Genomic DNA, 22,597 nt, shown 5'->3' with positions numbered 1-22,597 from the left:
AACCTGACTTACTTTAGTGTGAGACTCTTGATACTTTCGCTATCTGATCCGAGGATCAGCTCGCTTTCATCAAGCGCCCACACTTATCGGCTGTTAATTTTTAAAGAGCATTCTGCGAGGAACTTCGTGTTTCCCGGCAGCGCTGCGTTTTCAGCAGCAGAGAAGCGAGATTATGAACCGTGTTTCGCAGTTCGTCAACAACTTTTTAACATCATCGTTGCGACTGCGTGGCTCAACTTCCAGGCCAGCTGCGCGCTTCAGACTCCAGCACACCACCCACCCTGCTTCCCTTCTCCCGCGCCGCGTTTCCGTTAGCGCGAAAGAGGCGTGATTCTAAGCACCCACCCTCGTCTACGCAAGCCCTTTGTGAAAATATTTTGAAAAAGCCCCCGTGCGCTGGCGCGCTCGGGGGCTTCGCGCTCGACGGGCCAAGTGGTGCCGCTGACCTACGCGTTGCCGGCAACACTTCTCTCTATATATAGAAGCGCGTCACTTGCCGACCACCGCAGCCTGCAGTTGCTCGACCGGCACCGCGTCGGCCATCGCGGTGTAGCCGGCGTCGCTCGGATGAATGCCGTCCCCACTATCGTATCGACGCTGCAGCACGCTCGGGCGCGCCGGATCGCGCAGCACAGCATCGAAGTCGACCACACCGTCGAACCCGCCACCGCTCCGGATCCACCGGTTCACCTCGAGCCGGATCGCCTCGCGCCCCTCCGGCAGCCCGGCTGGCGTCAGCGTCGCGCCGAAGACCTTCACGCCCTGACGGTGCGCCGCTTCAATCAGCCGGCGGTAGCCGTCGATCAGCGATGCGGCCGTGACCTGCGTATGCGGGTGGTCACAATCGAGCCCCGCGCGCGGCGGCATCGCGGCGAAGTTGATGTCGTTGATCCCGATCAGCACGATCGCCGCCTTCACCCCCGCGCGCGACAGTGCATCACGCTCGAACCGCGACGCCAGCGACGTGCCGTAGCACGCCGAATCGCTAAGCAGCCGGTTTCCGCTGATACCAAGATTCGTGACGCCGATCGACTCCGCGCCGGAAGCGGTCAGCCGACGCGCCAGTGCATCCGGCCAGCGGCGATTCCGGTTCACGCTCGAGCGCAGCCCGTCGGTGATCGAATCGCCGATCGCCGCTACGCTGGCGCGCGCTGAACCGGCCTCGACCGCGAGCTCGCTCACCCATGCGTATTGGGTAAAACGGGTGCGGAACGCGGCGGCGCCCGGGTCACTCACATGGTCACCCGGTGCAGACACGTAATTGAACTGGTTCGACACGCGGTGCCAGACCGTCATCCGCTGGTTCGCCCCCATCTGGAGGCTGATCGCATACGGCCGCCCGGCCGCCACATCGATCGCCACCGGATCGCTTTCGAGTTCTTGGCCCGGCGCAAGCGTCACCGACGCCTTGCCGCCGAACCGGACCGGCGCCGCCGCACCAGCAAGCGCCGCCCCTTCGCCGGCGCGCGCGAGGCTCGCCGCTTCGACGACCAGCGGCGCATGTCCGTAGGCATTGCTGACGCGGATCCGCGCGGCACGCCCCGACACCGTCGGATAGACGATCTGGCGCACGGCCCGTCCGGACACGTCGGGTGCACGATAAAGCGGCGGCGGTGCGGCAAGGTCGGGGATCGGCTGCAGCGCGGTCGCCCACGCCGCCACCCATCCAGCCGGCGCGGCCGAAGCCGATGCCACGACCGGCGAGACAAAGACGGCGGCACCCAGCACGGCCGCGGCGATACTGCTTCGAAATGACATCGGCAAAATCCTCGTCGGAAAGCGGGCATTGTGCCGCAGAAGACGCGAACCCCACGCGCCGGCCCACCCTCTCGCCCTCCGATCGCGCCCTGACGTCACTCGTTTACCCGAGTCTCACCGCAAATCCGCAAGAAATTTATTAACCGACCGGTCGGTTGGTTTATACTTCGCACACATTCAACCGGACGAGAGCTTTCGCCATGTACACGCAATCCCTCGACATCCCCGGCAACGTCGCGCCGCTCGACGCCGCAGCCGAGTCGCCCGAGCAGGCGCGGTTCGATGCGGTCATGGCCGCCGACGGGAAGATCGAACCGCAGGACTGGATGCCCGACGCCTATCGCAAGACGCTGGTTCGCCAGATCTCGCAGCACGCGCACTCGGAAGTCGTCGGCATGCTGCCCGAAGGCAACTGGATCTCGCGCGCACCGAGCCTGAAGCGCAAGGCGATCCTGCTCGCGAAGGTCCAGGACGAAGCCGGCCACGGCCTCTATCTGTATAGCGCGGCCGAAACGCTCGGCGTGTCGCGCGATTCGCTGATCGACGCACTGCTCGCCGGCAAGGCGAAATACTCGAGCATCTTCAACTACCCGACACCCACCTGGGCCGACGTCGGCGTGATCGGCTGGCTCGTCGACGGCGCCGCGATCATGAACCAGATCCCGCTGTGCCGCTGCACGTACGGCCCGTACGCGCGCGCGATGATCCGCGTGTGCAAGGAAGAATCGTTCCACCAGCGCCAGGGCTTCGACGCGCTGCTGTCGATGATGAAGGGCACCGACGCGCAACGCGCAATGGTCCAGCAGGCCGTGAACCGCTGGTGGTGGCCGGTGCTGATGATGTTCGGCCCGAGCGACGCCGATTCGGTTCACAGCAACCAGTCCGCGAAATGGGGCATCAAGCGGATCTCGAACGACGATCTGCGGCAGAAGTTCGTCGACGCGACGGTCGACCAGGCGAAGGTGCTCGGCGTGACGCTGCCCGACCCCGACCTGAAGTGGAACGAGGCGCGCGGCCATCACGACTACGGCACGATCGACTGGGACGAATTCTGGCGCGTGGTCAACGGCGACGGCCCGTGCAACAAGGAACGCCTCGCGACCCGCGTGAAAGCGCACGAGGACGGCGCATGGGTGCGCGAAGCCGCACTCGCCCACGAAGCCAAGCGCCGCGCGCGCGCCGAACAGCACGCCGCCTGAGCGGCGGCACACCATCGAATTCAGGATTCAGGATTGAGGATTGAGGAGAAAGTGATGAACAAGGAATGGCCGATCTGGGAAGTGTTCGTGCGCAGCAAGCAGGGGCTCGATCACAAGCATTGCGGCAGCCTGCACGCCGCCGACGCGTCGATGGCGCTGCGCATGGCGCGCGACGTCTACACGCGCCGCCAGGAAGGCGTGAGCATCTGGGTGGTGCCGTCGTCGGCCATTACCGCGTCCGATCCGAACGAGAAGGCGGAGCTGTTCGAACCGGCGGGCGACAAGATCTACCGCCACCCGACGTTCTACACGCTGCCCGACGAAGTCAACCACATGTAACGCCCGCGCCATGACGACCACGCCCGAACACCTCTCCTACGTGCTGCGCCTCGCGGACAACACGCTGATCCTCGGTCAGCGCAACGCCGAATGGTGCGGCCACGGCCCGATCCTCGAGGAAGACATCGCGCTCACCAACATGAGCCTCGACCTCATCGGCCAGGCGCGCATGCTGTACACGCACGCGGCCGAACTCGAGCGCCAGCTCACCGGCGCGACGAAGACCGAGGACGACTACGCGTATTTCCGCACCGAGCGCGAGTTCGCGAACTTCACGCTCGCCGAGCTGCCGCACTACGGCCCGATCGCCGGCACCGCACACGCCGACAACGACTACGCGGTGACGATCGTGCGCAACTTCCTGTACTCGGCACTGATGCTGCACGTGTGGACCGCGCTCGAAACGTCGGCCGACACGCAGCTCGCCGCGATCGCCGCGAAATCGGTGAAGGAAACCCGCTATCACGTGCAGCACGCACGCGAGTGGCTGGTTCGCCTCGGTGACGGCACCGACGAATCGCACCGCCGCGCGCAGAAAGCGCTCGACTACCTGACGCCGTACACGCGCGAATTCTTCGCTGCCGATGCAATCGACGACGCGGTCGCCGCCGAGGGCATCGCCCCCGCGCCGGCCACGCTCGAAGCAGCGTGGCGCGCGGACGTGGACGATGCCCTCGCGGAAGCGACGCTCACGCTGCCGGCACCCGTGCAGCATGTGACGACCGGCAAGCAGGGCGAGCACTCGGAGCACATGGGCTACCTGCTCGCCGAAATGCAGAGCCTCGCACGCCAGCATCCCGGCGCGAGCTGGTAATCGGCCGCCCCCACGCCCAACGGAGCCCGACGATGTCCGTCCAGACCGCCCCCGCCAACGCCGTGCCCGCCGCGCGCCACGCCGACCCGCTGCTCGCCCGTGCATGGGACGTGCTCGAAGCCGTGCCCGACCCCGAGATCCCGGTCGTGTCGATCCGCGAGCTCGGCATCCTGCGCGACGTCCGCCGCGCGGACGACGGCCAGCTCGAGGTCGTGATCACGCCGACCTACTCGGGCTGCCCGGCCATGTCGCAGATCGCGGAGGACATCGCCGCCGCGCTGCAGGCCGCGGACCTTCCGGCGCACCGGATCGAGACCGTGCTCGCGCCCGCGTGGACGACCGACTGGATCACGCAGGAAGCGCGCGACAAGCTGCGCGCGTACGGCATCGCGCCACCGGTCGGCCAGTGCGGCACCGCCGCGCCGCGGGAAAACGTCGTGCGCTTCGTGCCAAGGCCGGTCGCGGCACCCGCGTGCCCGCGCTGCGGCTCCGCCCGTACCGAGCGTCTCGCGCAATTCGCGTCCACGGCCTGCAAGGCGCTGTATCGCTGCGTCGACTGCCGCGAACCCTTCGACTACTTCAAACCTTATTAATCGATATGGCGACCCCGCAATTTCATCCGCTGCGTATCCGCGACGTGCGGCCCGAGACCGCCGACGCCGTCACCGTCTCCTTCGACGTGCCGCCCGAGCTGCGCGACGCGTACCGCTTCACGCAGGGCCAGTTCGTCACGCTGAAGACCCACATCGACGGCGAGGAAACGCGCCGCTCGTATTCGATCTGCGTCGGCACGACGGACTACGACCGTGACGGCGAATTGCGCATCGGCATCAAGCGGGTGCGCGGCGGCCGCTTCTCGAACTTCGCGTTCGACTCGCTCAAGCCGGGTCATACGATCGACGTGATGACGCCGGACGGCCGTTTCTTCACGCACCTGAACGCCGATCACGGCAAGCAGTACGTCGCGTTTTCCGGCGGCTCCGGCATCACGCCGGTGCTCGCGATCGTGAAGACGACGCTCGAACTCGAGCCGCGCAGCACGTTCACGCTGATCTACGGCAACCGCAGCGTCGACGCGATCATGTTCGCGGAGGAGCTCGAGGACCTGAAGAACCGCTACATGAACCGCTTCGTCCTCTATCACGTGCTGTCGGACGACCAGCAGGACGTCGCGCTGTTCAACGGCGTGCTCGACCAGGCGAAATGCGCGGAATTCCTCGATACGCTGATGCCGGCCGACGCGATCGACGAGGCGTTCATCTGCGGCCCCGCGCCGATGATGGATGCAGCCGAGGCCGCGCTGAAGGCGGCCGGCGTGCCGCAGGCGAAGGTGCACGTCGAGCGCTTCGGCACGCCCCTGCCGCAAGCCGGTGCGCCGGTCGTCGAAATCACCGACCAGACCCCGGCCGCCGACCTGGAAATCGTGCTCGACGGCAAGAAGCGCAAGCTGCGCCTGCCGTACGAAGGCGTGAGCCTGCTCGATATCGGCCTGCGCGCGGGCCTCGCGCTGCCGTATGCATGCAAGGGCGGTGTGTGCTGCACGTGCCGCGCGAAGGTGCTCGAGGGCGAAGTGCGGATGGAGAAGAACTACACGCTCGAAGAGCATGAAGTGAAGGACGGCTTCGTGCTCACGTGCCAGTGCCACCCGATCAGCGACAAGGTCGTCGTGAGCTACGACGAGCGTTGAGCGACGTCGCGTCGCGGCGCCGGACGGTTTCTCGCCGTCACACATCTCGCTTACACTAGGGGCCGCCGGCCGGCTGGACATCGCAACGTCCGCCCGGCCGGCGGTTTTCTTTTGTTGACGACAGGCCGATGAGTACCATTCATGTGATTCAGGGCGGCACCGCCGCCGCGTCGCTGCGCGAGGCACTCGCGCAAGCCGGACGCGACGAGCGCGTCGTCGGATTGCTCGACGATCTCGGCGTCGGGCCGCTCAAGGGTGCCGACGAGACGCCCGACACGCGCGCCGCCTTCTGGCAGCGCGTGCTCGGCGACCAGATTCCCGACTGGAACGCGGAGATCGAAGGCGAGTTCGCGCGCCTCGACCAGCTCGCGACGGATACCGGCCAGGTGGTGGTGTGGCATGCGCCGAGCGTCGGCGACAAACTGCTGCTGCGCCGCGTCGCCTATCACCTGCGCAACGTCCCGCAACGCCTGAACGAAGTGCGGCTGTCGGCCGCCGATCTCGACTCGGCCCAGCGCGCGGCGCTGTCGCGCACCGACCAGGCGTGTGCGACCGGCATGTTCTCGGCGGCCGAGCTGGCGCGCAAGCGCCCGGTGGCCGCGCCGATCTCGGTGCTGCGCATCGGCCGCCTCGCGCTCGAATGGCAGGAGGCGAAGCACCTGAACGCCGAGCTGCGTTACTGGGTCAGCAACACCATCAAGAGCGGCTACTATGAGGACCTCGACGCGCTGATCGTCGCGCGCGCGGAAGCCGACTGGCGGCCTGCGGCGCGCCTCGTCGGCAGCATCATGGCCGACGCCGACCGCGGCGGGCTGTTCGTCAGCGACTCGATCGCCTGGTGGCGCTGCCGCGAACTCGCGGCAACCGGCCGGCTCGAGCTGCAGGACGACGCGCCCGACGCCCTCTCTTCCACGCAGGTGCGCGCGGTCCGCACGGCCACCGCGCACCGCTAATCTTCCCCATTCGACCATGGCCCGTACCCGAGCGCCCGACCACGAATCCCAGCGCGAGCAGATCCTCGATCTGGCCGCCGAGAAATTCGCGCAGACGAGCTACCCGAGCACGTCGATGTCCGATCTCGCAACCGCGAGCGGCACGTCGAAGGCGCGCCTCTATCACTATTACGAGAGCAAGGAAGCGATCCTGTTCGACCTGCTCGACCGCTACACGAAACGGCTGATGCTGATCATCGCCGAGGTCGAAGGGGCGAGCCAGCGACGCGGGCTCAGCGAGCGCGACGCGTTCGCCGAGCTCGTGCGTGCGTTCCTCGCCGAGTACGAGACGTCGCACAGCCGGCACGTCGCGCTGCTCAACGACGTGAAGTATCTCGAGGACGCGCAGCGCGAAATCGTGCTCGACCGCCAGCGCGACATCGTCGCGGCGTTCACGCGGCAGCTCGCACGCGCGTACCCGGACCGCATCTCGAAGGAAAACCAGACGTCCGTGACGATGATGGTGTTCGGGATGATCAACTGGACGTTCACGTGGCTGAAGCCGGGCGGCCGCCTCGGCTACCGCGACTTCGCCGAGCAGGTGATCGACCTGATCGAGCGCGGGCTGTCGACGGCCGCCTGATTGACGCGCAGCAGCATGCGTTGCGCGACGGGTACACTGCGGCTGCCCGCCGCGCATTTCATATGATGAATTTTAAATTCGCTTAAAATCAATAGCTTACAGAATGAACTAAGCGGTTTTAGAATTTCCCCTCGGCACAAATAACGTCAAATACGGGTTTTCCCCAACCTCGCTCGGGTAAAATGCTGTTGCATTGCACAACCCGCTTGTGCACCCACACTGAGGAACCCACGATGAACACGCAATTCAACGGCCCTGCCGAAGTTGTCGGCACGGTCGGCAGTGCGCCGGTTCTCGTCAGGGAACTGGCTTCCAAAGACCGTGAGCAGATGCTCACCCACTTTCTCTCGCTCGACGAAGAGGACCGCCTGCTGCGCTTCGGCCAGATGGTGCCCGACCACGTGATCGAGAATTATGTCCGCACGATCGACTTCGGCCGCGACACCGTGTTCGGCGTGTTCGACCACGACCTCGAACTGATCGGCGTCGGCCACCTGGCCTACCTGCCGGCCGAGGGCGACAAGCGCACGGCCGAATTCGGCGTGTCGGTGCTCGAAAGCGCACGCGGCCGCGGCGTCGGCTCGAAGCTGTTCGAGCGCGCGGCGATCCGCAGCCGCAACACGCACGTGACGATGCTGTACATGCACTGCCTGTCGCGTAACGCGACGATGATGCATATCGCGAAGAAATCCGGGATGCGGATCGAGTACGCGTACGGCGAAGCCGATGCGTACCTGTCGCTGCCGCCCGCCGACCACTCGACGATCATCGCCGAGATGCTGCAGGAACAGGCCGCGGTGTTCGACTATGCGATGAAGCGCCAGGCGCGCCGCACCACGAAGTTCATCGAATCGCTGATGCCCGCCGCGCTGACGGCGTAATGTCGGCCAGCCGGGCCGCGCCAGCCGCGCGCCCGGCCCCTCCCTTCCCCGCCGCGCACTAGCGCACCGAACGAATCGGCAACGCCGTCGTCTCCTTGAAGCATTCGAGCGAAAAGCTCGTCTTCACGTCGATCACCGACGGGTGATGCAGCAGATGCTCCTGCACGAAGCGGGAGAAATGTGCCATGTCCTCGACCTGCACGCGCAGCAGGTAATCCATGTCCCCCGTCATCGCGTGGCACGCGACCACCTCCGGCCAGGTCTGCACGGCCGCGCGAAACAGCTCCGCATGGGTCGCGCCCGCACGCGCCGACGTTTCGTCGGCCCGCACCGGTGCCAGGCCGCCGCGCTTCTCGAGCCGCACGCTCACGTACGCGAGCAGGTCGAGCCCGAGCTTCTGCGGATCCAGCAGCGCGACATAACCGGTGATCACGCCGATTTCCTCGAGCCGACGAATCCGCCGCAGGCACGGGCTCGGCGACAGGTTCACGCGCTCGGCGATCTCCTGGTTCGACAGGCGCCCGTTCTCCTGAAGAATCGCGAGAATCCGCCGGTCGATGGCATCCAATTCGGCTTGCGCCATCTTCTGCCCTCCAATAAATGATTTGAGACTGGAAATTGCGCCATCGTAGGTTCCGGCAATTAAGTTCGCAAGTTTACGCTCGTGACTGCCCGCTACACTTTGTCGCACGTACCGATGCGTCGCGCACGCCACCGCGTGCGCCACGTTCGACATCGAACCAGGCCGGGCCTGCGCACGTCGCCCCGGCCGATCGCCCCCACAGGAGACACGCCATGCAGATCCCGAACTGGGACAACCCCGTCGGCACCGACGGCTTCGAATTCATCGAATACACGGCACCGGACCCGAAAGCGCTCGGACAACTGTTCGAACGGATGGGTTTCACCGCGATCGCGCGCCACCGCCACAAGGACGTGACGGTGTACCGCCAGGGCGACATCAACTTCATCATCAACGCCGAACCCGATTCGTTCGCGCAACGCTTCGCGCGCCTGCACGGCCCGTCGATCTGCGCGATCGCGTTCCGCGTGCAGGATGCCGCGAAGGCGTACCAGCACGCGCTGGAACTCGGCGCATGGGGCTTCGACAACAAGACCGGCCCGATGGAGCTGAACATCCCGGCGATCAAGGGCATCGGCGATTCGCTGATCTACTTCGTCGACCGCTGGCGCGGCAAGAACGGCGCGCAACCGGGCGCCATCGGCGACATCAGCATCTATGACGTCGACTTCGAGCCGATCGCCGGCGCGAACCCGAACCCGGTCGGCCACGGCCTCACCTACATCGACCACCTGACGCACAACGTGCATCGCGGCCGCATGCAGGAATGGGCCGAGTTCTACGAGCGCCTGTTCAACTTCCGCGAAGTGCGCTACTTCGACATCGAAGGCAAGGTGACGGGCGTGAAGTCGAAGGCGATGACGTCGCCGTGCGGCAAGATCCGCATCCCGATCAACGAGGAGGGCTCGGATACGGCCGGCCAGATCCAGGAATACCTCGACGCGTATCACGGCGAAGGCATCCAGCACATCGCGCTCGGCGCCACCGACATCTATCAGGCGGTCGATGGCCTGCGCAGCAAGGAAGTGAAGCTGCTCGACACGATCGACACGTATTACGAACTGGTCGACCGCCGCGTGCCGAACCACGGCGAATCGCTGGACGAACTGAAGAAGCGCAAGATCCTGATCGACGGCGCACGCGACGACCTGCTGCTGCAGATCTTCACCGAGAACCAGATCGGGCCGATCTTCTTCGAGATCATCCAGCGCAAGGGCAACCAGGGCTTCGGCGAAGGCAACTTCAAGGCGCTGTTCGAATCGATCGAACTCGACCAGATCCGCCGCGGCGTCGTACAGGACAAGGCCTGACACATCCGGCGGGCGGCTGCCCGGGGCAACCCGGCGGCCCGCACGATCCGGCGGCGCAAAGAAAAAGGGCGGGAATCCTCGGATTCCCGCCCTTTTTGCATTCCGGCGCGACCCGCAGGCCGCGCGAGCGGATCAACGCGCGTTCGCCTTCGACTCGACGGCGCGCTCGGCCGACGGTTGCGCGACGGCGTCCTGGGCCGGCACGATCTGCTGCATCTGCGCGCCGGCTGCCGCCAGTGCGCTCGCGCCTCGCGCGTGCACCGGGCCGGTCATCGAGAAAAACGCGGCGGACACGATCAGGAAACTCTGGATATGACGTGTGTTCATTGCACCTCCTGTAAAACTGCCGGCGCCTCCCCGATTGCGTCGAAACCAGCCAACGCGGCCGGGCACCTCCGGCAGGCCGACAAGATTAACGGCATTTGCCAGCAGATGAACCCGGCTTTACATGCTTTTACATGATGTAACGCATGGTTCCGCCCTGTTTTTTTGACGCAGCGCCGCACTCCACCGGCATTCCAACCGATGGGCGGCGGGTTTGCCCCAGTGCTACCATCGCTTAAAACCGGCCAATATGCCGGCCACTGCCGACGCGTCCACAAGACGCCCGAAGCAGTCGAGTTTTGGTGATCCCAAACTGGGTGGAGGAGACAGTTAATGAATGCCCCGCTAGACGCAGGCCAACGCGCGTCGCTAGAAGCCGCGCTGAAGTCCGTCACGCTTGACGACAAATACACACTGGAACGCGGCCGCGCGTACATGAGCGGCATCCAGGCCCTCGTGCGCCTGCCGATGCTGCAGCAGGAACGCGATCGCGCCGCCGGTCTCAATACCGCCGGCTTCATCTCCGGCTATCGTGGTTCGCCGCTCGGCGGCCTCGATCTGTCGCTCTGGAAAGCCAAGCAGCACCTGGCCGCCCACCAGATCGTCTTCCAGCCCGGCCTCAACGAAGATCTCGCCGCCACCGCCGTGTGGGGCTCGCAGCAGGTGAACCTGTACCCCGGCGCGAAGCACGACGGCGTGTTCGGCATGTGGTACGGCAAGGGCCCGGGCGTCGACCGCACGGGCGACGTATTCAAGCACGCGAACTCGGCCGGCTCGTCGCAGCATGGCGGCGTGCTGGTGCTCGCCGGCGACGACCACGCGGCGAAATCGTCGACGCTCGCGCACCAGTCCGAACACATCTTCAAGGCCTGCGGGCTGCCGGTGCTGTTCCCGTCCAACGTGCAGGAATATCTCGATTTCGGCCTGCACGGCTGGGCGATGAGCCGCTACTCGGGCCTGTGGGTCGCGCTCAAGTGCGTGACGGACGTCGTCGAATCGTCGGCATCGGTCGACATCGACCCGCACCGCACCGAGATCGTGCTGCCGACCGACTTCATCCTGCCGGAAGGCGGGCTGAACATCCGCTGGCCCGACCCGCCGCTCGTGCAGGAAGCACGGCTGCTCGACTACAAGTGGTATGCGGCGCTCGCTTACGTGCGCGCGAACAAGCTCGACCGCATCGAGATCGATTCGCCGAGCGCGCGCTTCGGGATCATGACCGGCGGCAAGGCGTACCTCGACGTGCGCCAGGCGCTGACCGACCTCGGCCTCGACGACGAAACCTGCGCGCGGATCGGCATCCGGCTCTACAAGGTCGGCTGCGTGTGGCCACTCGAAGCGCAGGGCGCGCAGGCGTTCGCGCGCGGCCTCGACGAAATCCTCGTCGTGGAGGAAAAGCGCCAGATCCTCGAATACGCGATCAAGGAAGAGCTGTACAACTGGCCCGACGGGCAACGTCCGCGCGTGTTCGGCAAGTTCGACGAGAAGGACGGCGCCGGCGGCGAATGGTCGGTGCCGATGGGCAACTGGCTGCTGCCCGCGCACTACGAGCTGTCGCCCGCGATCATCGCGAAGGCGATCGCGACGCGCCTCGAGAAGTTCGAGCTGCCGTCCGACGTGCGTGCGCGCATCGCCGCGCGCCTCGCCGTGATCAACGCGAAGGAAATGGCGCTCGCGAAGCCGCACGTGCAGACCGAGCGCAAGCCGTGGTTCTGCTCGGGCTGCCCGCACAACACGTCGACCAACGTGCCGGAAGGCTCGCGCGCGATCGCCGGCATCGGCTGCCACTACATGACCGTGTGGATGGACCGCAGCACGAGCACCTTCAGCCAGATGGGCGGCGAAGGCGTGCCGTGGATCGGCCAGGCGCCGTTCACGGACGAGAAGCACGTGTTCGCGAACCTCGGCGACGGCACCTATTTCCACTCGGGCCTGCTGGCCGTGCGCGCGGCGATCTCGTCGAAAGCGAACATCACCTACAAGATCCTCTACAACGACGCCGTCGCGATGACGGGCGGCCAGCCGGTCGACGGCGTGCTGACGGTGCCGCAGATCACGCACCAGCTCGCGTCCGAAGGCGCGAAGAAGATCGTGATCGTCACCGACGAGCCGGAGAAGTACGACAGCCAGAAGGCGCTGCTGGCGCCGGGCGTGACGATCCATCACCGCGACCAGCTCGACGACGTGCAGCGCGAGCTGCGCGAGATCGAAGGCACGACGATCCTGATCTACGACCAGACCTGCGCGACCGAGAAACGCCGCCGCCGCAAACGCGGCACGTATCCGGACCCGGCCAAGCGCGTCGTGATCAACGACGCGGTGTGCGAGGGCTGCGGCGACTGCTCGGTGCAGTCGAACTGCCTGTCGGTCGAGCCGCTGGAAACCGAATTCGGCACGAAGCGCCAGATCAACCAGTCGAGCTGCAACAAGGACTTCTCGTGCGTGAAGGGCTTCTGCCCGAGCTTCGTCACGGTCGAGGGCGGCCAGCTGAAGAAGCCGAAGGCCGTGTCGGTCGACGGCAACGCACTGCCGCCGATCCCCGAACCGACGCTGCCGGACATCGACCGCGCATACGGCGTGCTCGTCACGGGCGTCGGCGGCACGGGCGTCGTCACGATCGGCGCACTGCTCGGGATGGCCGCGCACCTGGAAAACAAGGGCGTGACCGTGCTCGACGTCACCGGCCTCGCGCAGAAGGGCGGCGCCGTGATGAGCCACGTGCAGATCTCGCACGCGCCGACCGACATCCATGCGACGCGGATCGCGATGGGCGAGGCCGACCTCGTGATCGGCTGCGACGCGATCGTCACGGCCGGCGACGAGTGCACGTCGCGCATGCGCCACGACACGACGCGCGTGGTCGTCAACAGCGCGCAGACGCCGACCGCCGAGTTCATCAAGAACCCGAACTGGGCGTTCCCGGGCCTGTCCGCCGAGAACGACATCCGCGCGGCGGCGGGCGAAGCCGTCGATTTCATCGACGCGAACCGCTTCGCGGTCGCGCTGCTCGGCGACGCGATCTACACGAACCCGTTCGTGCTCGGCTACGCGTGGCAAAAGGGCTGGCTGCCGTTGACGCTCGCGTCGCTGGTCCGCGCGATCGAGCTGAATGCGGTATCGGTCGAGAAGAACCGTGCGGCCTTCGACTGGGGCCGCCGCGCCGCGTATGACCTGGCGAGCGTGAAGCAGGCCGCAGCCGGCGACGCGCGCCCCGTGCAAGGCGCCACGGTGATTTCGCTGCACACGAAGAAGGCGGTCGACGCGCTGATCGCGAAGCGCGTGGAATTCCTCACCGCGTACCAGAATGCCGCGTACGCAGCACGCTATGCGGCGTTCGTCGACAAGGTGCGCGCGGCCGAGCGTGCGCTGGCGGACGGCGACACGGCGCAGGAGCAGCTGACCGAAGCGGTCGCGCGCAACCTGTTCAAGCTGATGGCGTACAAGGACGAATACGAGGTCGCGCGGCTGCAGTCCGATCCGGCATTCCTCGCGCGCCTGACCGCGCAGTTCGAAGGCGACTGGAAGCTGAAATTCCACCTCGCGCCGCCGCTGTTCGCGAAGACGGACGCCCACGGCCATCTCGTGAAGAAGGCGTACGGCCCGTGGATGATGTCGGCGTTCCGGATGCTCGCGAAAGCGAAGTTCCTGCGCGGCACGGCGCTCGACCCGTTCGGCCGTACCGACGAGCGTCGCACCGAGCGCGCGCTGATCGGCGAGTACGAAGCGCTGATCGGCGAGGTGCTCGCCAAGCTGAACGCGGCCAACCGCCCGCTCGCCCTTGAGCTCGCGGCGCTGCCGGACGGCATTCGCGGCTATGGCCACGTGAAGGAGAACAACCTGCGCGCGGTACGTGTGAAGTGGGACACGCTGCTCGCGAAGTGGCGTTCGCCTGCCGGCGGCCAGTCGCACCAGCAGGTCGCGTAACGGCACGCGGCGGGCATTCGCGGCCGGATGCCCGCCGGCGAGGGCTTATCGGCTCACGTCGCTTCACGATAAAAAAACGCCACGGAACGCAGGTTCCGTGGCGTTTTTCATTGCGCCGCGCGTGAAGCGCGGCACACGCGGACGTGGACTTACTTCGTGTTCACGTTCGCGGCGGCAACGGCCGTCATGTTGATGATCCGGCGCACGGTCGCGGCCGGCGTCAGGATGTGGGCCGGCTTCGCCGCGCCGAGCAGGAACGGGCCGACCGTCACGCCTTCGCCGCCGACCATCTTCAGCAGGTTGTACGCGATGTTCGCCGCTTCGACGTTCGGCATGATCAGCAGGTTCGCTTCGCCCGACAGCGTCGTGCCGGGGAAGGCCTGCTTGCGGATCAGTTCCGACAGCGCCGCGTCGCCGTGCATTTCGCCGTCGACTTCCAGGTTCGGCGCGCGTTCGACGATCAGCTTGCGGGCTTCGCCCATCCGGCGCGACGACGCCGACGGCGCGCTGCCGAAGTTCGAGTTCGACAGCAGCGCAGCCTTCGGCACGATGCCGAAGCGCTCGATCTCGGCCGCGGCCTGGATCGTCATGTCGGCGAGCTGTTCGGCGCTCGGCAGCTCGTTCACGTACGTATCGCACACGAACAGGTTGCGGCCCGGCAGCATCAGCAGGTTCATCGCCGCGAAATGCTCGGCGCCCTTCGCACGGCCCAGCACCTGCTCGATGAACTTCAGGTGGCTGTGGAACGTGTCGATCATCCCGCAGATCATCCCGTCCGCGTCGCCCAGGTGCACGAGCATCGCGCCGATCAGCGTATTGAACTTGCGCATCGCGGCCTTCGCGACTTCCGGCGTCACGCCGTCGCGCGCGCCGATCTCCTGATACGCCTGCCAGTAGCGGTGGTAGCGCGCATCGTCTTCCGGATCGACGATCTCGAAATCGGTGCCGGCCTTCAGCTTCGAGCCGATCTTCGCGAGGCGCATGTCGATGACCGACGGACGGCCGACGAGGATCGGCTTCGCGATCTTTTCCTGCAGCACGAACTGCGCGGCACGCAGCACGCGCTCGTCTTCGCCCTCGGCGAACACGATGCGGGCCTGCTTCTGCTTCGCGGTGGCGAACACCGGACGCATCACCATGCCGGTGCGGTAGACGGTCGCGCCGAGCTGCTCGCGGTACGCGTCCATGTCCTGGATCGGGCGGGTGGCGACGCCCGAATCCATCGCGGCTTGCGCGACGGCCGGCGCGATCTTGATGATCAGGCGCGGGTCGAACGGCTTCGGAATCAGGTAGTCCGGCCCGAATTCGAGCGAGTGGCCTTCATACGCCTTCGCGACTTCCTCGCTCTGGTCGGTTTCCTGCGCCAGCTCGGCGATCGCGCGCACGCACGCAAGCTTCATTTCTTCCGTGATCGTCGTCGCGCCGACGTCGAGCGCGCCGCGGAAGATGAACGGGAAGCACAGCACGTTGTTGACCTGGTTCGGGTAGTCCGAACGGCCGGTCGCGACGATCGCGTCCGGGCGCACGGCCTTCGCGTCTTCCGGGCGGATTTCCGGTTCCGGGTTCGCGAGCGCCAGGATCAGCGGGCGGTCGCCCATCGTCTTGACCATGTCCTGCTTCAGCACGCCCGCGCTCGAGCAGCCGAGGAACACGTCCGCGCCGACGATCGCGTCGGCGAGCGTGCGTGCGTCGGTGGTCGCCGCATAGCGCTGCTTCGACGGATCGAGGTTGCCGCGCCCTTCGTAGATCACGCCCTTCGAATCGGCGACGAGGATGTTCGACTTCGTGAGGCCGAGGTTCACCAGCAGGTCCAGACACGCGATCGCCGCGGCGCCCGCGCCCGAGCACACGAGCTTCACGTCGGACAGCTTCTTGCCGACGACCTTCAGGCCGTTCAGGATCGCGGCCGACGCGATGATCGCGGTGCCGTGCTGGTCATCGTGGAAGACGGGGATCTTCATGCGCTCGCGCAGCTTCTGCTCGATGTAGAAGCATTCCGGCGCCTTGATGTCCTCGAGGTTGATGCCGCCGAGCGTCGGCTCGAGCATCGCGATCGCCTCGACGAGCTTGTCGGGGTCGGACTCCGACAGTTCGATGTCGAACACGTCGATGCCCGCGAATTTCTTGAAGAGGCAGCCCTTGCCTTCCATCACCGGCTTCGCGGCGAGCGGGCCGATGTTGCCGAGGCCGAGCACGGCGGTGCCGTTCGTGATGACGCCGACGAGGTTGCCGCGCGACGTGTACTTCTGCGCGTCGAGCGGATCGGCGTGGATCGCTTCGCACGCTGCGGCGACGCCCGGCGAATACGCGAGCGACAGATCGAGCTGGTTCGACAGCGGCTTGGTCGGGGTGACCGAAATCTTGCCGGGTTTCGGGTTCAGGTGATAAGCGAGTGCGGCCTGCTTCAGTTGTTCGTCCATGATTGACCTGCGAGAGACATGCGAAATATTGACGGTTCAGTACGCAGCACCTTCGGCCGCGTCTGCTTGAATCGAGGGGGTGGTCGACTGCGAGACGGCACGCGACGCGCCGGGTCGGCACGCCATCGAACCTTGGCGGGTGGCAAGAGGAAAGTACAAAGTACTGAACGATTTCTAAGGGCCGCCTAGTGTACACCCCCTAAATGACGCATGTTGGTGCAGCGCCGCATCCTCCGCATCAGCGCGCGAGCGATCCGGCCCCGCTTGTTTCGCCGGTGGTGAGCCGCGCGGCGAACCCGCGCGAATTCCGCCGAAAACCGGCCTGAATCGGGTAAAATAGCCGGCTACGCGCGCAGCGATGCGATTGGCCCTCCGATCGCGCCCCGGCCCTCTGGGCAGGTTCCCCTTGCTGCGCCACCGGGCCCGCGCCCGCTCTTCGCTCATCACCCAAGGAATGCCCATGACAGGCTACGATCGTCAGTCGATCTCGGATACGACCGCCAAAATCCTGCTCGAAGTACAGGCAGTGCACTTCAACGCAGAAAAACCGTTCATCTTCACGTCCGGCTGGGCAAGCCCCGTCTATATCGACTGCCGCAAGCTGATTTCGTATCCGCGCGTGCGCCGCGCGCTGATGGAAATGGCGGAAACGACGATCACGCGCGACATCGGCTTCGAGCAGATCGACGCGGTGGCGGGCGGCGAGACGGCCGGCATCCCGTTCGCGGCCTGGATCGCGGACCGGATGATGGTGCCGATGCAGTACGTGCGCAAAAAGCCGAAGGGTTTCGGCCGCAACGCGCAGATCGAAGGCCATCTGGAAGAAGGCTCGCGCGTGCTGCTGGTGGAAGACCTGACGACCGACAGCCGCAGCAAGATCAACTTCGTCAACGCGCTGCGCACCGCGGGCGCGACGGTGAATCACTGCTTCGTGCTGTTCCACTACAACATCTTCAAGGAAAGCGTGTCGGTCCTGAAGGACATCGACGTCGACCTGCACGCGCTCGCCACGTGGTGGGACGTGCTGCGCGTCGCGAAGGCCTCGGGCTACTTCGAGACGAAGACGCTCGACGAAGTCGAGAAATTCCTGCACGCACCGGCCGAGTGGTCGGCGGCGCACGGCGGCGCGACGTCCCCGAAGGACTGACGCCGCGCCGGCCCGCTGGCCGGCGTCCTGGCTGAACGAGCCGCCCGCTTCATCGCGGGCGGCTTTTTTTCGTCCGTCGATTTTGCGTCCGCCGATTCGCGCGGGAAACGATCGCGACCACGCGTCGCGGCGTGCATCGCTCATCGAACCCTAATGCTAGACTTGATCCATCGCTGCCATCAGCTGCGCAGGCAACGCACTACGCCAACAACGCCGGACGCATCGGTCCGGCCCACGTGACGGGAGAAGCGCCATATGCGTGTGGATCGCCGGATCACTCCGCCTGCGCCATCGGGTCGCCCGTCGCCGTTCCTCGTCGCCCTCCTCTACGCCGCCGTCCTCTCCGCCCTGCCCGCGCATGCGGAAGGCCCGTTCACCGTGACGAGCGACGACCTGACGCCGGGCGGGCGCGTCCGCGCCGCGAACGTGTTCGACCGCGGCGACTGCAAGGGCGGCAATCACTCGCCGCAGCTCAGCTGGCACAACCCGCCGCCCGGCACGCGCGGCTATGCGGTCACGGTCTTCGATCCCGATGCGCCGGGGCACGGCTGGTGGCACTGGGCCGTGGCGGGCATTCCGGCGACGGTCACGAGCCTGCCGGCCGACGCGAGCGCGTCCGGGTTCCTGCGGCGCATCGGCGCGAGCGAGGCGCGCAACGACTTCGGGATCGACGGCTACGGCGGCCCGTGCCCGCCGCCGGGCAAGCCGCACCGCTACGTGATCACCGTCTATGCGCTCAAGGGCGACGACCTGCGCGTCGCGCAGGGCCGACCCGCGCCGATGTTCGAGCACGAGATCGGCACGCTGGCGATCGGCACCGCGCAACTGACAGTCAACTACGGGCAGTAACGGGCGGCGGGCGTGACGCGCCGCCACGCCGCCGCACTGCGATTGCCGCCGCCGCGAAATGCCGTCCTTCGCACTCGTGTGCTTTCCCGTCATTTCGGCTTGCTAGACTCGTCGTCACCGGTCGCGGCGCCATGCCGCGGATCCGTCGCGCCGCCCACCGGCGACGCATGACGCGGCGAGCCTGCGGTCCGCCGTTCCCGTTCCTTTCCGGAGAACGCTTCATGTCGAACATCGTCATCGTCTATCACAGCGGCTACGGTCACACGCAGAAACTGGCCGAGGCCGTGCACGCGGGCGCGCAGGACGCCGGCGCGACCGTGCGTCTGCTCGCCGTCGGCGACGTCGACGACGCGGGCTGGGCCGCGCTCGACGCGGCCGACGCGATCGTCTTCGGCGCGCCGACCTACATGGGCGGCCCGTCGGCGCAGTTCAAGCAGTTTGCCGACGCGACGTCGAAAGCGTGGTTCACGCAGAAATGGAAGGACAAGATCGCCGCGGGCTTCACGAACTCCGCGACGATGAACGGCGACAAGTTCTCGACGATTCAATATTTCGTCACGCTGTCGATGCAGCATGGGATGGTGTGGGTCGGCACGAGCCTGATGCCGGCCAACTCGAAGGCGGCCACGCGCAACGACATCAACTACCTGGGCGGCTCGACGGGCCTGCTCGCGCAGTCGCCGGCCGATTCGACGCCCGACGAAGGCCCGCTGCCGGGCGACCTCGAGACCGGCAAGGCATTCGGCCGGCGGGTTGCCGAAGCGACCGCCCGGTGGGTCGCCGGCCGCGGCTGAGCACGCCCTGGCGCTCGCTCCGGCGGGCGACAAAGGGACACAAGACGGCCGGCCGGCCGTCTTTTTTTCGCCCCGCGCGGTGCAGGCCCGCCGGATGACGTCTTAAAATGGCGGCTTCAGGGCGCGGGCCCCCGTTTCATTCAGTGAGAGCGAAATGAGCACCAAAGTTTTTGTCGACGGCCAGGAAGGCACGACCGGCCTCAAGATCTTCGAATACCTGTCGGCACGCAGCGACATCGAGATCCTGCGCATCGATGAAGCGAAGCGCAAGGACGTCGAAGAGCGCCGCCGCCTGATCAACGCGTCGGACGTCACGTTCCTGTGCCTGCCGGACGTTGCATCGCGCGAATCGGCGTCGCTCGTCGAGAACCCGAACACGACGCTGATCGACGCGAGCACCGCGTTCCGCACCAGCGCCGACTGGGCGTACGGCCTGCCGGAACTGACCCGCGCGCAGCGCGAGAAGATTCGCACGTCGAAGCGCATCGCCGTGCCGGGCTGCCACGCGTCGGCCTTCGTGCTCGCGATGCGTCCGCTCGTCGATGCAGGCATCGTCGCACCGACGTTCGCCGCGCACAGCTACTCGATCACCGGCTACAGCGGCGGCGGCAAGTCGATGATCGCCGACTACGAAAACGCCACGCCGGGCGGCAAGCTCGCGAGCCCGCGGCCGTATGCGCTCGGCCTCACGCACAAGCACCTGCCGGAAATGGCCGCGCACACGGGCCTCGCGAACCCGCCGATCTTCACGCCGATCGTCGGGCCGTTCCTGAAGGGTCTCGCGGTGACGACCTACTTCACGCCCGAGCAGCTCGCGAAGCGCACGACGCCGCAGGACGTGCAGCGCGTGTTCGCCGAGTACTACGCCGACGAAGCATTCGTGCGCGTCGCGCCGTTCGATGCGGACGCGAACCTCGACGGCGGCTTCTTCGACGTGCAGGCGAACAACGACACGAACCGCGTCGACCTGTTCGTGTTCGGCAACGCGGAGCGCTTCGTCACGGTCGCGCGCCTCGACAACCTCGGCAAGGGCGCATCGGGCGCCGCGATCCAGTGCATGAACCTGAGCATCGGCGCGGACGAGGACGCAGGTCTCAAACGCTGATTCAGCATCGCATGCAATGCAAAGCCGGCCACTGGCCGGCTTTTTATTTACCCCTGCCGGGCAATATATAAAAAATTCCGCATCGCGCATTTACAAATATTTACAAGCTTTCCATTGCGCGATTACCAGTGAATTAATCCCACCCCTTCTTTATCCAGTCAATCCCGAATAGGGATAAACCGGATACCGCCGCTTTAAACGCTGCCGTTATACGCAGGAAGGCTCTGCGCCGGCCTGTCCGGCGTCGCACATCCCCCACTCCAGCCGCTTTCGGCAGCCCGTCTCACGTTTTAATTCTTACCGAATGCCGTGTCGGACAAGGATTCAAAACACGATGCCCGTTTCAATCGCCTTTTTTAGACGGGTTCATCAATTGACAGCAAAAATCAAGGCGGCGACATTAGCTCGCACAATTAAACGATTGGAGACAGCGGCATGTCGCACACCTTATCGAAGGGGGTGGCAACGGCCTTTGCCATTGCCCCTTTCCTGGTTGCATGTGGTGGGGGGGACGGCGGCGCACCCGCGCCGATCAATGCGCCCCAATGTTCCGGATCCAGCTGCGGCACGCAAGGGCCGCCGCCGTCACAGCCCATCAACGGTGCGCTGTGCCCGGCCAACGCCGACATCGTGAAGAGCACGTACCTCGGCGGCGCCGGTAGCGGCGAGATCGTCAGCGTCAACATCGACGCGGTGGCGATGACCTACACGCTCAAGTGGCTCGAATCGCCGATTCCGCTCGCGACCGGCACGGTCACGCCGAGCCGCGTCGGCACGACGATCACCGGCGCAGTCATGCACCCGCCGACCGGCGTGCTGCCGACCGCGGAGCAGACGCGCTGCGCGTTCATCCTGACGCCCGGCACGGGCAAGGCGCCGAGCGGCGCCACCTACTCGACGGCCGCCGACTTCAACCAGGCGAACCCGCCGATGCTGCTGGTCGGCATGGGTGTCGCGGGCGGCGGCATTCCGGGCGCGACGATCCAGTACGACGGGCTGACGATCATCCCGGGCGTGCTCCAGAACATCGGCCAGGTGCCGAAGCGACACTTCGACTTCTATCCGTTCCTCGGCTTCGCGAACACGACGACGGATATCTCGAAGCTGCCGGGCACGTACAACGCGCTGCTCTACCACCTCGTGCCGTCGAGCAACTACGCGACGAAGGGTTCGAACTCGAGCGAGACGTTCGACGCGAACGGCGCGTGCACGTCGAGCGGCTCAGGCGGCTGCCAGACGACCGGCGACCCGTGGAAGGCGAGCGCGAACGGCGGCTACTTCGACAGCACGAAGGCCCCGCAGATACTGCCACAGACGCAGCTGCCGACCGGCGCGACCGGCAAGTCGGCGACCGCGCACATGGTGATCGGCCAGCTCAACGGCGCGACGGTGCCGGTGATCGTACGCACGGGCAACGTGAACCTCGGCACGCCGCCGCTGCACCTCGATGCGCAGGTCGACGACGAGTCGGGCATCGCGGTGCTCGGCGCGGCGACGGCGATCACGTCGGGCGCGATCGACGGCGGTTACGCGGGCGCGGATTCGAACTTCAAGTACACGGCCGCGCTGATCCGCGGCAGCAACGCGTCGTTCATCAACCCGAGCACGCAGGCCGAGGAAGACGGCTTCACGCTCGACTACGGCCAGGCGACGCCGGGCCTGCTGAACGCGACGACGATTCCGAAGAGCGGCTCGGCCGCATCGGGCGTGGTGATCGCGACGGGCGGCCTGTATGCGGCGCTGATCCAGGGCACGGTGAACGGCGGCGTCACGTCGACGTCGGCGAATTCGACGACGTCATCGACACCGTACTTCGGCGTGGGTGCGCAGATCAGCAAGTAGCGAACGAGGACGCGGCGGCCGGCCTGCCGTCGCGTGACGCTGGGAA

19 protein-coding genes are annotated in these 22,597 nt (G+C 66.2%); 15 read left to right on the top strand and 4 right to left on the bottom strand.

Annotated features, from left to right (window positions below):
* Window positions 1-489 precede the first annotated feature (489 nt).
* Window positions 490-1,758: an SGNH/GDSL hydrolase family protein gene (locus CFB39_RS01470; RefSeq protein WP_089471992.1), complete on the bottom strand. Its 1,269-nt coding sequence runs from the start codon at window positions 1,756-1,758 to the stop codon at window positions 490-492.
* A gap of 200 nt (window positions 1,759-1,958) precedes the next feature.
* Here CFB39_RS01470 and paaA point away from each other — a divergent pair, with 200 nt between their 5' ends.
* The 8 genes from paaA (at window position 1,959) to CFB39_RS01430 (ending at window position 8,253) form a co-directional block, all read left to right on the top strand.
* Entirely contained in the window at window positions 1,959-2,957 is a 999-nt protein-coding gene (gene paaA, locus CFB39_RS01465; RefSeq protein WP_069246920.1) for a 1,2-phenylacetyl-CoA epoxidase subunit PaaA, read from the top strand.
* Between the two features lie 54 nt (window positions 2,958-3,011).
* Entirely contained in the window at window positions 3,012-3,296 is a 285-nt protein-coding gene (paaB, locus tag CFB39_RS01460; RefSeq protein WP_010092957.1) for a 1,2-phenylacetyl-CoA epoxidase subunit PaaB, read from the top strand.
* Window positions 3,297-3,306: 10 nt separating this feature from the next.
* The gene (gene paaC / locus CFB39_RS01455; RefSeq protein WP_089471991.1) at window positions 3,307-4,110 is read left to right on the top strand and encodes a 1,2-phenylacetyl-CoA epoxidase subunit PaaC; all 804 of its coding nucleotides are present in this window, start codon (window positions 3,307-3,309) and stop codon (window positions 4,108-4,110) included.
* A 32-nt stretch (window positions 4,111-4,142) separates the two neighbouring features.
* Complete coding sequence (gene paaD, locus CFB39_RS01450) at window positions 4,143-4,703, top strand: 1,2-phenylacetyl-CoA epoxidase subunit PaaD (RefSeq protein WP_089471990.1); 561 nt, start codon at window positions 4,143-4,145, stop codon at window positions 4,701-4,703.
* A 5-nt stretch (window positions 4,704-4,708) separates the two neighbouring features.
* Window positions 4,709-5,797, top strand: coding sequence for a 1,2-phenylacetyl-CoA epoxidase subunit PaaE (gene paaE, locus CFB39_RS01445; RefSeq protein ID WP_089471989.1), 1,089 nt, complete (start codon window positions 4,709-4,711; stop codon window positions 5,795-5,797).
* A gap of 128 nt (window positions 5,798-5,925) precedes the next feature.
* On the top strand, window positions 5,926-6,750 hold the full coding sequence (locus CFB39_RS01440; protein WP_089471988.1) for a DUF1835 domain-containing protein: 825 nt from the start codon (window positions 5,926-5,928) through the stop codon (window positions 6,748-6,750).
* Between the two features lie 16 nt (window positions 6,751-6,766).
* On the top strand, window positions 6,767-7,372 hold the full coding sequence (locus CFB39_RS01435; protein ID WP_006482923.1) for a TetR/AcrR family transcriptional regulator: 606 nt from the start codon (window positions 6,767-6,769) through the stop codon (window positions 7,370-7,372).
* Between the two features lie 233 nt (window positions 7,373-7,605).
* Window positions 7,606-8,253 carry a GNAT family N-acetyltransferase gene (locus tag CFB39_RS01430; protein WP_039366876.1) on the top strand — a complete coding sequence of 216 codons (648 nt, stop codon included), beginning with the start codon at window positions 7,606-7,608 and terminating at the stop codon, window positions 8,251-8,253.
* A gap of 58 nt (window positions 8,254-8,311) precedes the next feature.
* On the opposite strand, the gene CFB39_RS01425 is transcribed toward CFB39_RS01430, so the two are convergent.
* On the bottom strand, window positions 8,312-8,836 hold the full coding sequence (locus CFB39_RS01425; protein ID WP_011655746.1) for an Lrp/AsnC family transcriptional regulator: 525 nt from the start codon (window positions 8,834-8,836) through the stop codon (window positions 8,312-8,314).
* 212 nt (window positions 8,837-9,048) lie between these two features.
* Here CFB39_RS01425 and hppD point away from each other — a divergent pair, with 212 nt between their 5' ends.
* Window positions 9,049-10,146, top strand: a complete 1,098-nt coding sequence (gene hppD, locus CFB39_RS01420; protein WP_089424279.1) for a 4-hydroxyphenylpyruvate dioxygenase — start codon at window positions 9,049-9,051, stop codon at window positions 10,144-10,146.
* Between the two features lie 132 nt (window positions 10,147-10,278).
* On the opposite strand, the gene CFB39_RS01415 is transcribed toward hppD, so the two are convergent.
* Window positions 10,279-10,473 carry a hypothetical protein gene (locus CFB39_RS01415; protein ID WP_046547411.1) on the bottom strand — a complete coding sequence of 65 codons (195 nt, stop codon included), beginning with the start codon at window positions 10,471-10,473 and terminating at the stop codon, window positions 10,279-10,281.
* A gap of 330 nt (window positions 10,474-10,803) precedes the next feature.
* Here CFB39_RS01415 and CFB39_RS01410 point away from each other — a divergent pair, with 330 nt between their 5' ends.
* Window positions 10,804-14,394 carry an indolepyruvate ferredoxin oxidoreductase family protein gene (locus CFB39_RS01410; RefSeq protein WP_089471987.1) on the top strand — a complete coding sequence of 1,197 codons (3,591 nt, stop codon included), beginning with the start codon at window positions 10,804-10,806 and terminating at the stop codon, window positions 14,392-14,394.
* A gap of 149 nt (window positions 14,395-14,543) precedes the next feature.
* Here CFB39_RS01410 and CFB39_RS01405 read toward each other — a convergent pair whose 3' ends face one another.
* Entirely contained in the window at window positions 14,544-16,814 is a 2,271-nt protein-coding gene (locus tag CFB39_RS01405) for an NADP-dependent malic enzyme (RefSeq protein WP_089424277.1), read from the bottom strand.
* Window positions 16,815-17,274: 460 nt separating this feature from the next.
* Here CFB39_RS01405 and CFB39_RS01400 point away from each other — a divergent pair, with 460 nt between their 5' ends.
* The 5 genes from CFB39_RS01400 to CFB39_RS01380 all read left to right on the top strand — a co-directional run bounded on the left by CFB39_RS01400 (window position 17,275) and on the right by CFB39_RS01380 (window position 22,551).
* A complete protein-coding gene (locus tag CFB39_RS01400; protein WP_011350651.1) occupies window positions 17,275-17,961 on the top strand; it encodes an orotate phosphoribosyltransferase in 687 nt (228 codons plus the stop codon).
* A gap of 255 nt (window positions 17,962-18,216) precedes the next feature.
* Entirely contained in the window at window positions 18,217-18,810 is a 594-nt protein-coding gene (locus CFB39_RS01395; RefSeq protein ID WP_089471986.1) for a YbhB/YbcL family Raf kinase inhibitor-like protein, read from the top strand.
* A 221-nt stretch (window positions 18,811-19,031) separates the two neighbouring features.
* Window positions 19,032-19,604 carry a flavodoxin family protein gene (locus tag CFB39_RS01390; RefSeq protein WP_039366855.1) on the top strand — a complete coding sequence of 191 codons (573 nt, stop codon included), beginning with the start codon at window positions 19,032-19,034 and terminating at the stop codon, window positions 19,602-19,604.
* 154 nt (window positions 19,605-19,758) lie between these two features.
* Window positions 19,759-20,709, top strand: a complete 951-nt coding sequence (argC, locus tag CFB39_RS01385; protein ID WP_089471985.1) for an N-acetyl-gamma-glutamyl-phosphate reductase — start codon at window positions 19,759-19,761, stop codon at window positions 20,707-20,709.
* A 435-nt stretch (window positions 20,710-21,144) separates the two neighbouring features.
* Complete coding sequence (locus CFB39_RS01380; protein ID WP_089471984.1) at window positions 21,145-22,551, top strand: DUF2957 domain-containing protein; 1,407 nt, start codon at window positions 21,145-21,147, stop codon at window positions 22,549-22,551.
* Window positions 22,552-22,597 lie beyond the last annotated feature (46 nt).

It is taken from the genome of Burkholderia sp. AU6039 (assembly GCF_002223365.1).
Taxonomy (GTDB): Bacteria; Pseudomonadota; Gammaproteobacteria; order Burkholderiales; family Burkholderiaceae; genus Burkholderia.
Note: the sequence above shows the minus strand (reverse complement) of the source record. Positions and strands in the feature narration are given on the sequence as shown.

What these genes read in the sequence shown, in the direction of transcription:
- paaE (WP_089471989.1), top strand. Translation starts at nt 4,709, where the DNA reads ATGGCGACCCCGCAATTTCATCCGCTGCGTATCCGCGACGTGCGGCCC.
- CFB39_RS01430 (WP_039366876.1), top strand. Translation starts at nt 7,606, where the DNA reads ATGAACACGCAATTCAACGGCCCTGCCGAAGTTGTCGGCACGGTCGGC.
- CFB39_RS01390 (WP_039366855.1), top strand. Translation starts at nt 19,032, where the DNA reads ATGTCGAACATCGTCATCGTCTATCACAGCGGCTACGGTCACACGCAG.
- paaA (WP_069246920.1), top strand. Translation starts at nt 1,959, where the DNA reads ATGTACACGCAATCCCTCGACATCCCCGGCAACGTCGCGCCGCTCGAC.
- hppD (WP_089424279.1), top strand. Translation starts at nt 9,049, where the DNA reads ATGCAGATCCCGAACTGGGACAACCCCGTCGGCACCGACGGCTTCGAA.
- CFB39_RS01380 (WP_089471984.1), top strand. Translation starts at nt 21,145, where the DNA reads ATGTCGCACACCTTATCGAAGGGGGTGGCAACGGCCTTTGCCATTGCC.
- paaC (WP_089471991.1), top strand. Translation starts at nt 3,307, where the DNA reads ATGACGACCACGCCCGAACACCTCTCCTACGTGCTGCGCCTCGCGGAC.
- argC (WP_089471985.1), top strand. Translation starts at nt 19,759, where the DNA reads ATGAGCACCAAAGTTTTTGTCGACGGCCAGGAAGGCACGACCGGCCTC.
- CFB39_RS01395 (WP_089471986.1), top strand. Translation starts at nt 18,217, where the DNA reads ATGCGTGTGGATCGCCGGATCACTCCGCCTGCGCCATCGGGTCGCCCG.
- CFB39_RS01400 (WP_011350651.1), top strand. Translation starts at nt 17,275, where the DNA reads ATGACAGGCTACGATCGTCAGTCGATCTCGGATACGACCGCCAAAATC.
- CFB39_RS01410 (WP_089471987.1), top strand. Translation starts at nt 10,804, where the DNA reads ATGAATGCCCCGCTAGACGCAGGCCAACGCGCGTCGCTAGAAGCCGCG.
- CFB39_RS01470 (WP_089471992.1), bottom strand. Translation starts at nt 1,758, where the DNA reads ATGTCATTTCGAAGCAGTATCGCCGCGGCCGTGCTGGGTGCCGCCGTC.
- CFB39_RS01405 (WP_089424277.1), bottom strand. Translation starts at nt 16,814, where the DNA reads ATGGACGAACAACTGAAGCAGGCCGCACTCGCTTATCACCTGAACCCG.
- CFB39_RS01415 (WP_046547411.1), bottom strand. Translation starts at nt 10,473, where the DNA reads ATGAACACACGTCATATCCAGAGTTTCCTGATCGTGTCCGCCGCGTTT.
- CFB39_RS01435 (WP_006482923.1), top strand. Translation starts at nt 6,767, where the DNA reads ATGGCCCGTACCCGAGCGCCCGACCACGAATCCCAGCGCGAGCAGATC.
- paaD (WP_089471990.1), top strand. Translation starts at nt 4,143, where the DNA reads ATGTCCGTCCAGACCGCCCCCGCCAACGCCGTGCCCGCCGCGCGCCAC.
- paaB (WP_010092957.1), top strand. Translation starts at nt 3,012, where the DNA reads ATGAACAAGGAATGGCCGATCTGGGAAGTGTTCGTGCGCAGCAAGCAG.
- CFB39_RS01440 (WP_089471988.1), top strand. Translation starts at nt 5,926, where the DNA reads ATGAGTACCATTCATGTGATTCAGGGCGGCACCGCCGCCGCGTCGCTG.
- CFB39_RS01425 (WP_011655746.1), bottom strand. Translation starts at nt 8,836, where the DNA reads ATGGCGCAAGCCGAATTGGATGCCATCGACCGGCGGATTCTCGCGATT.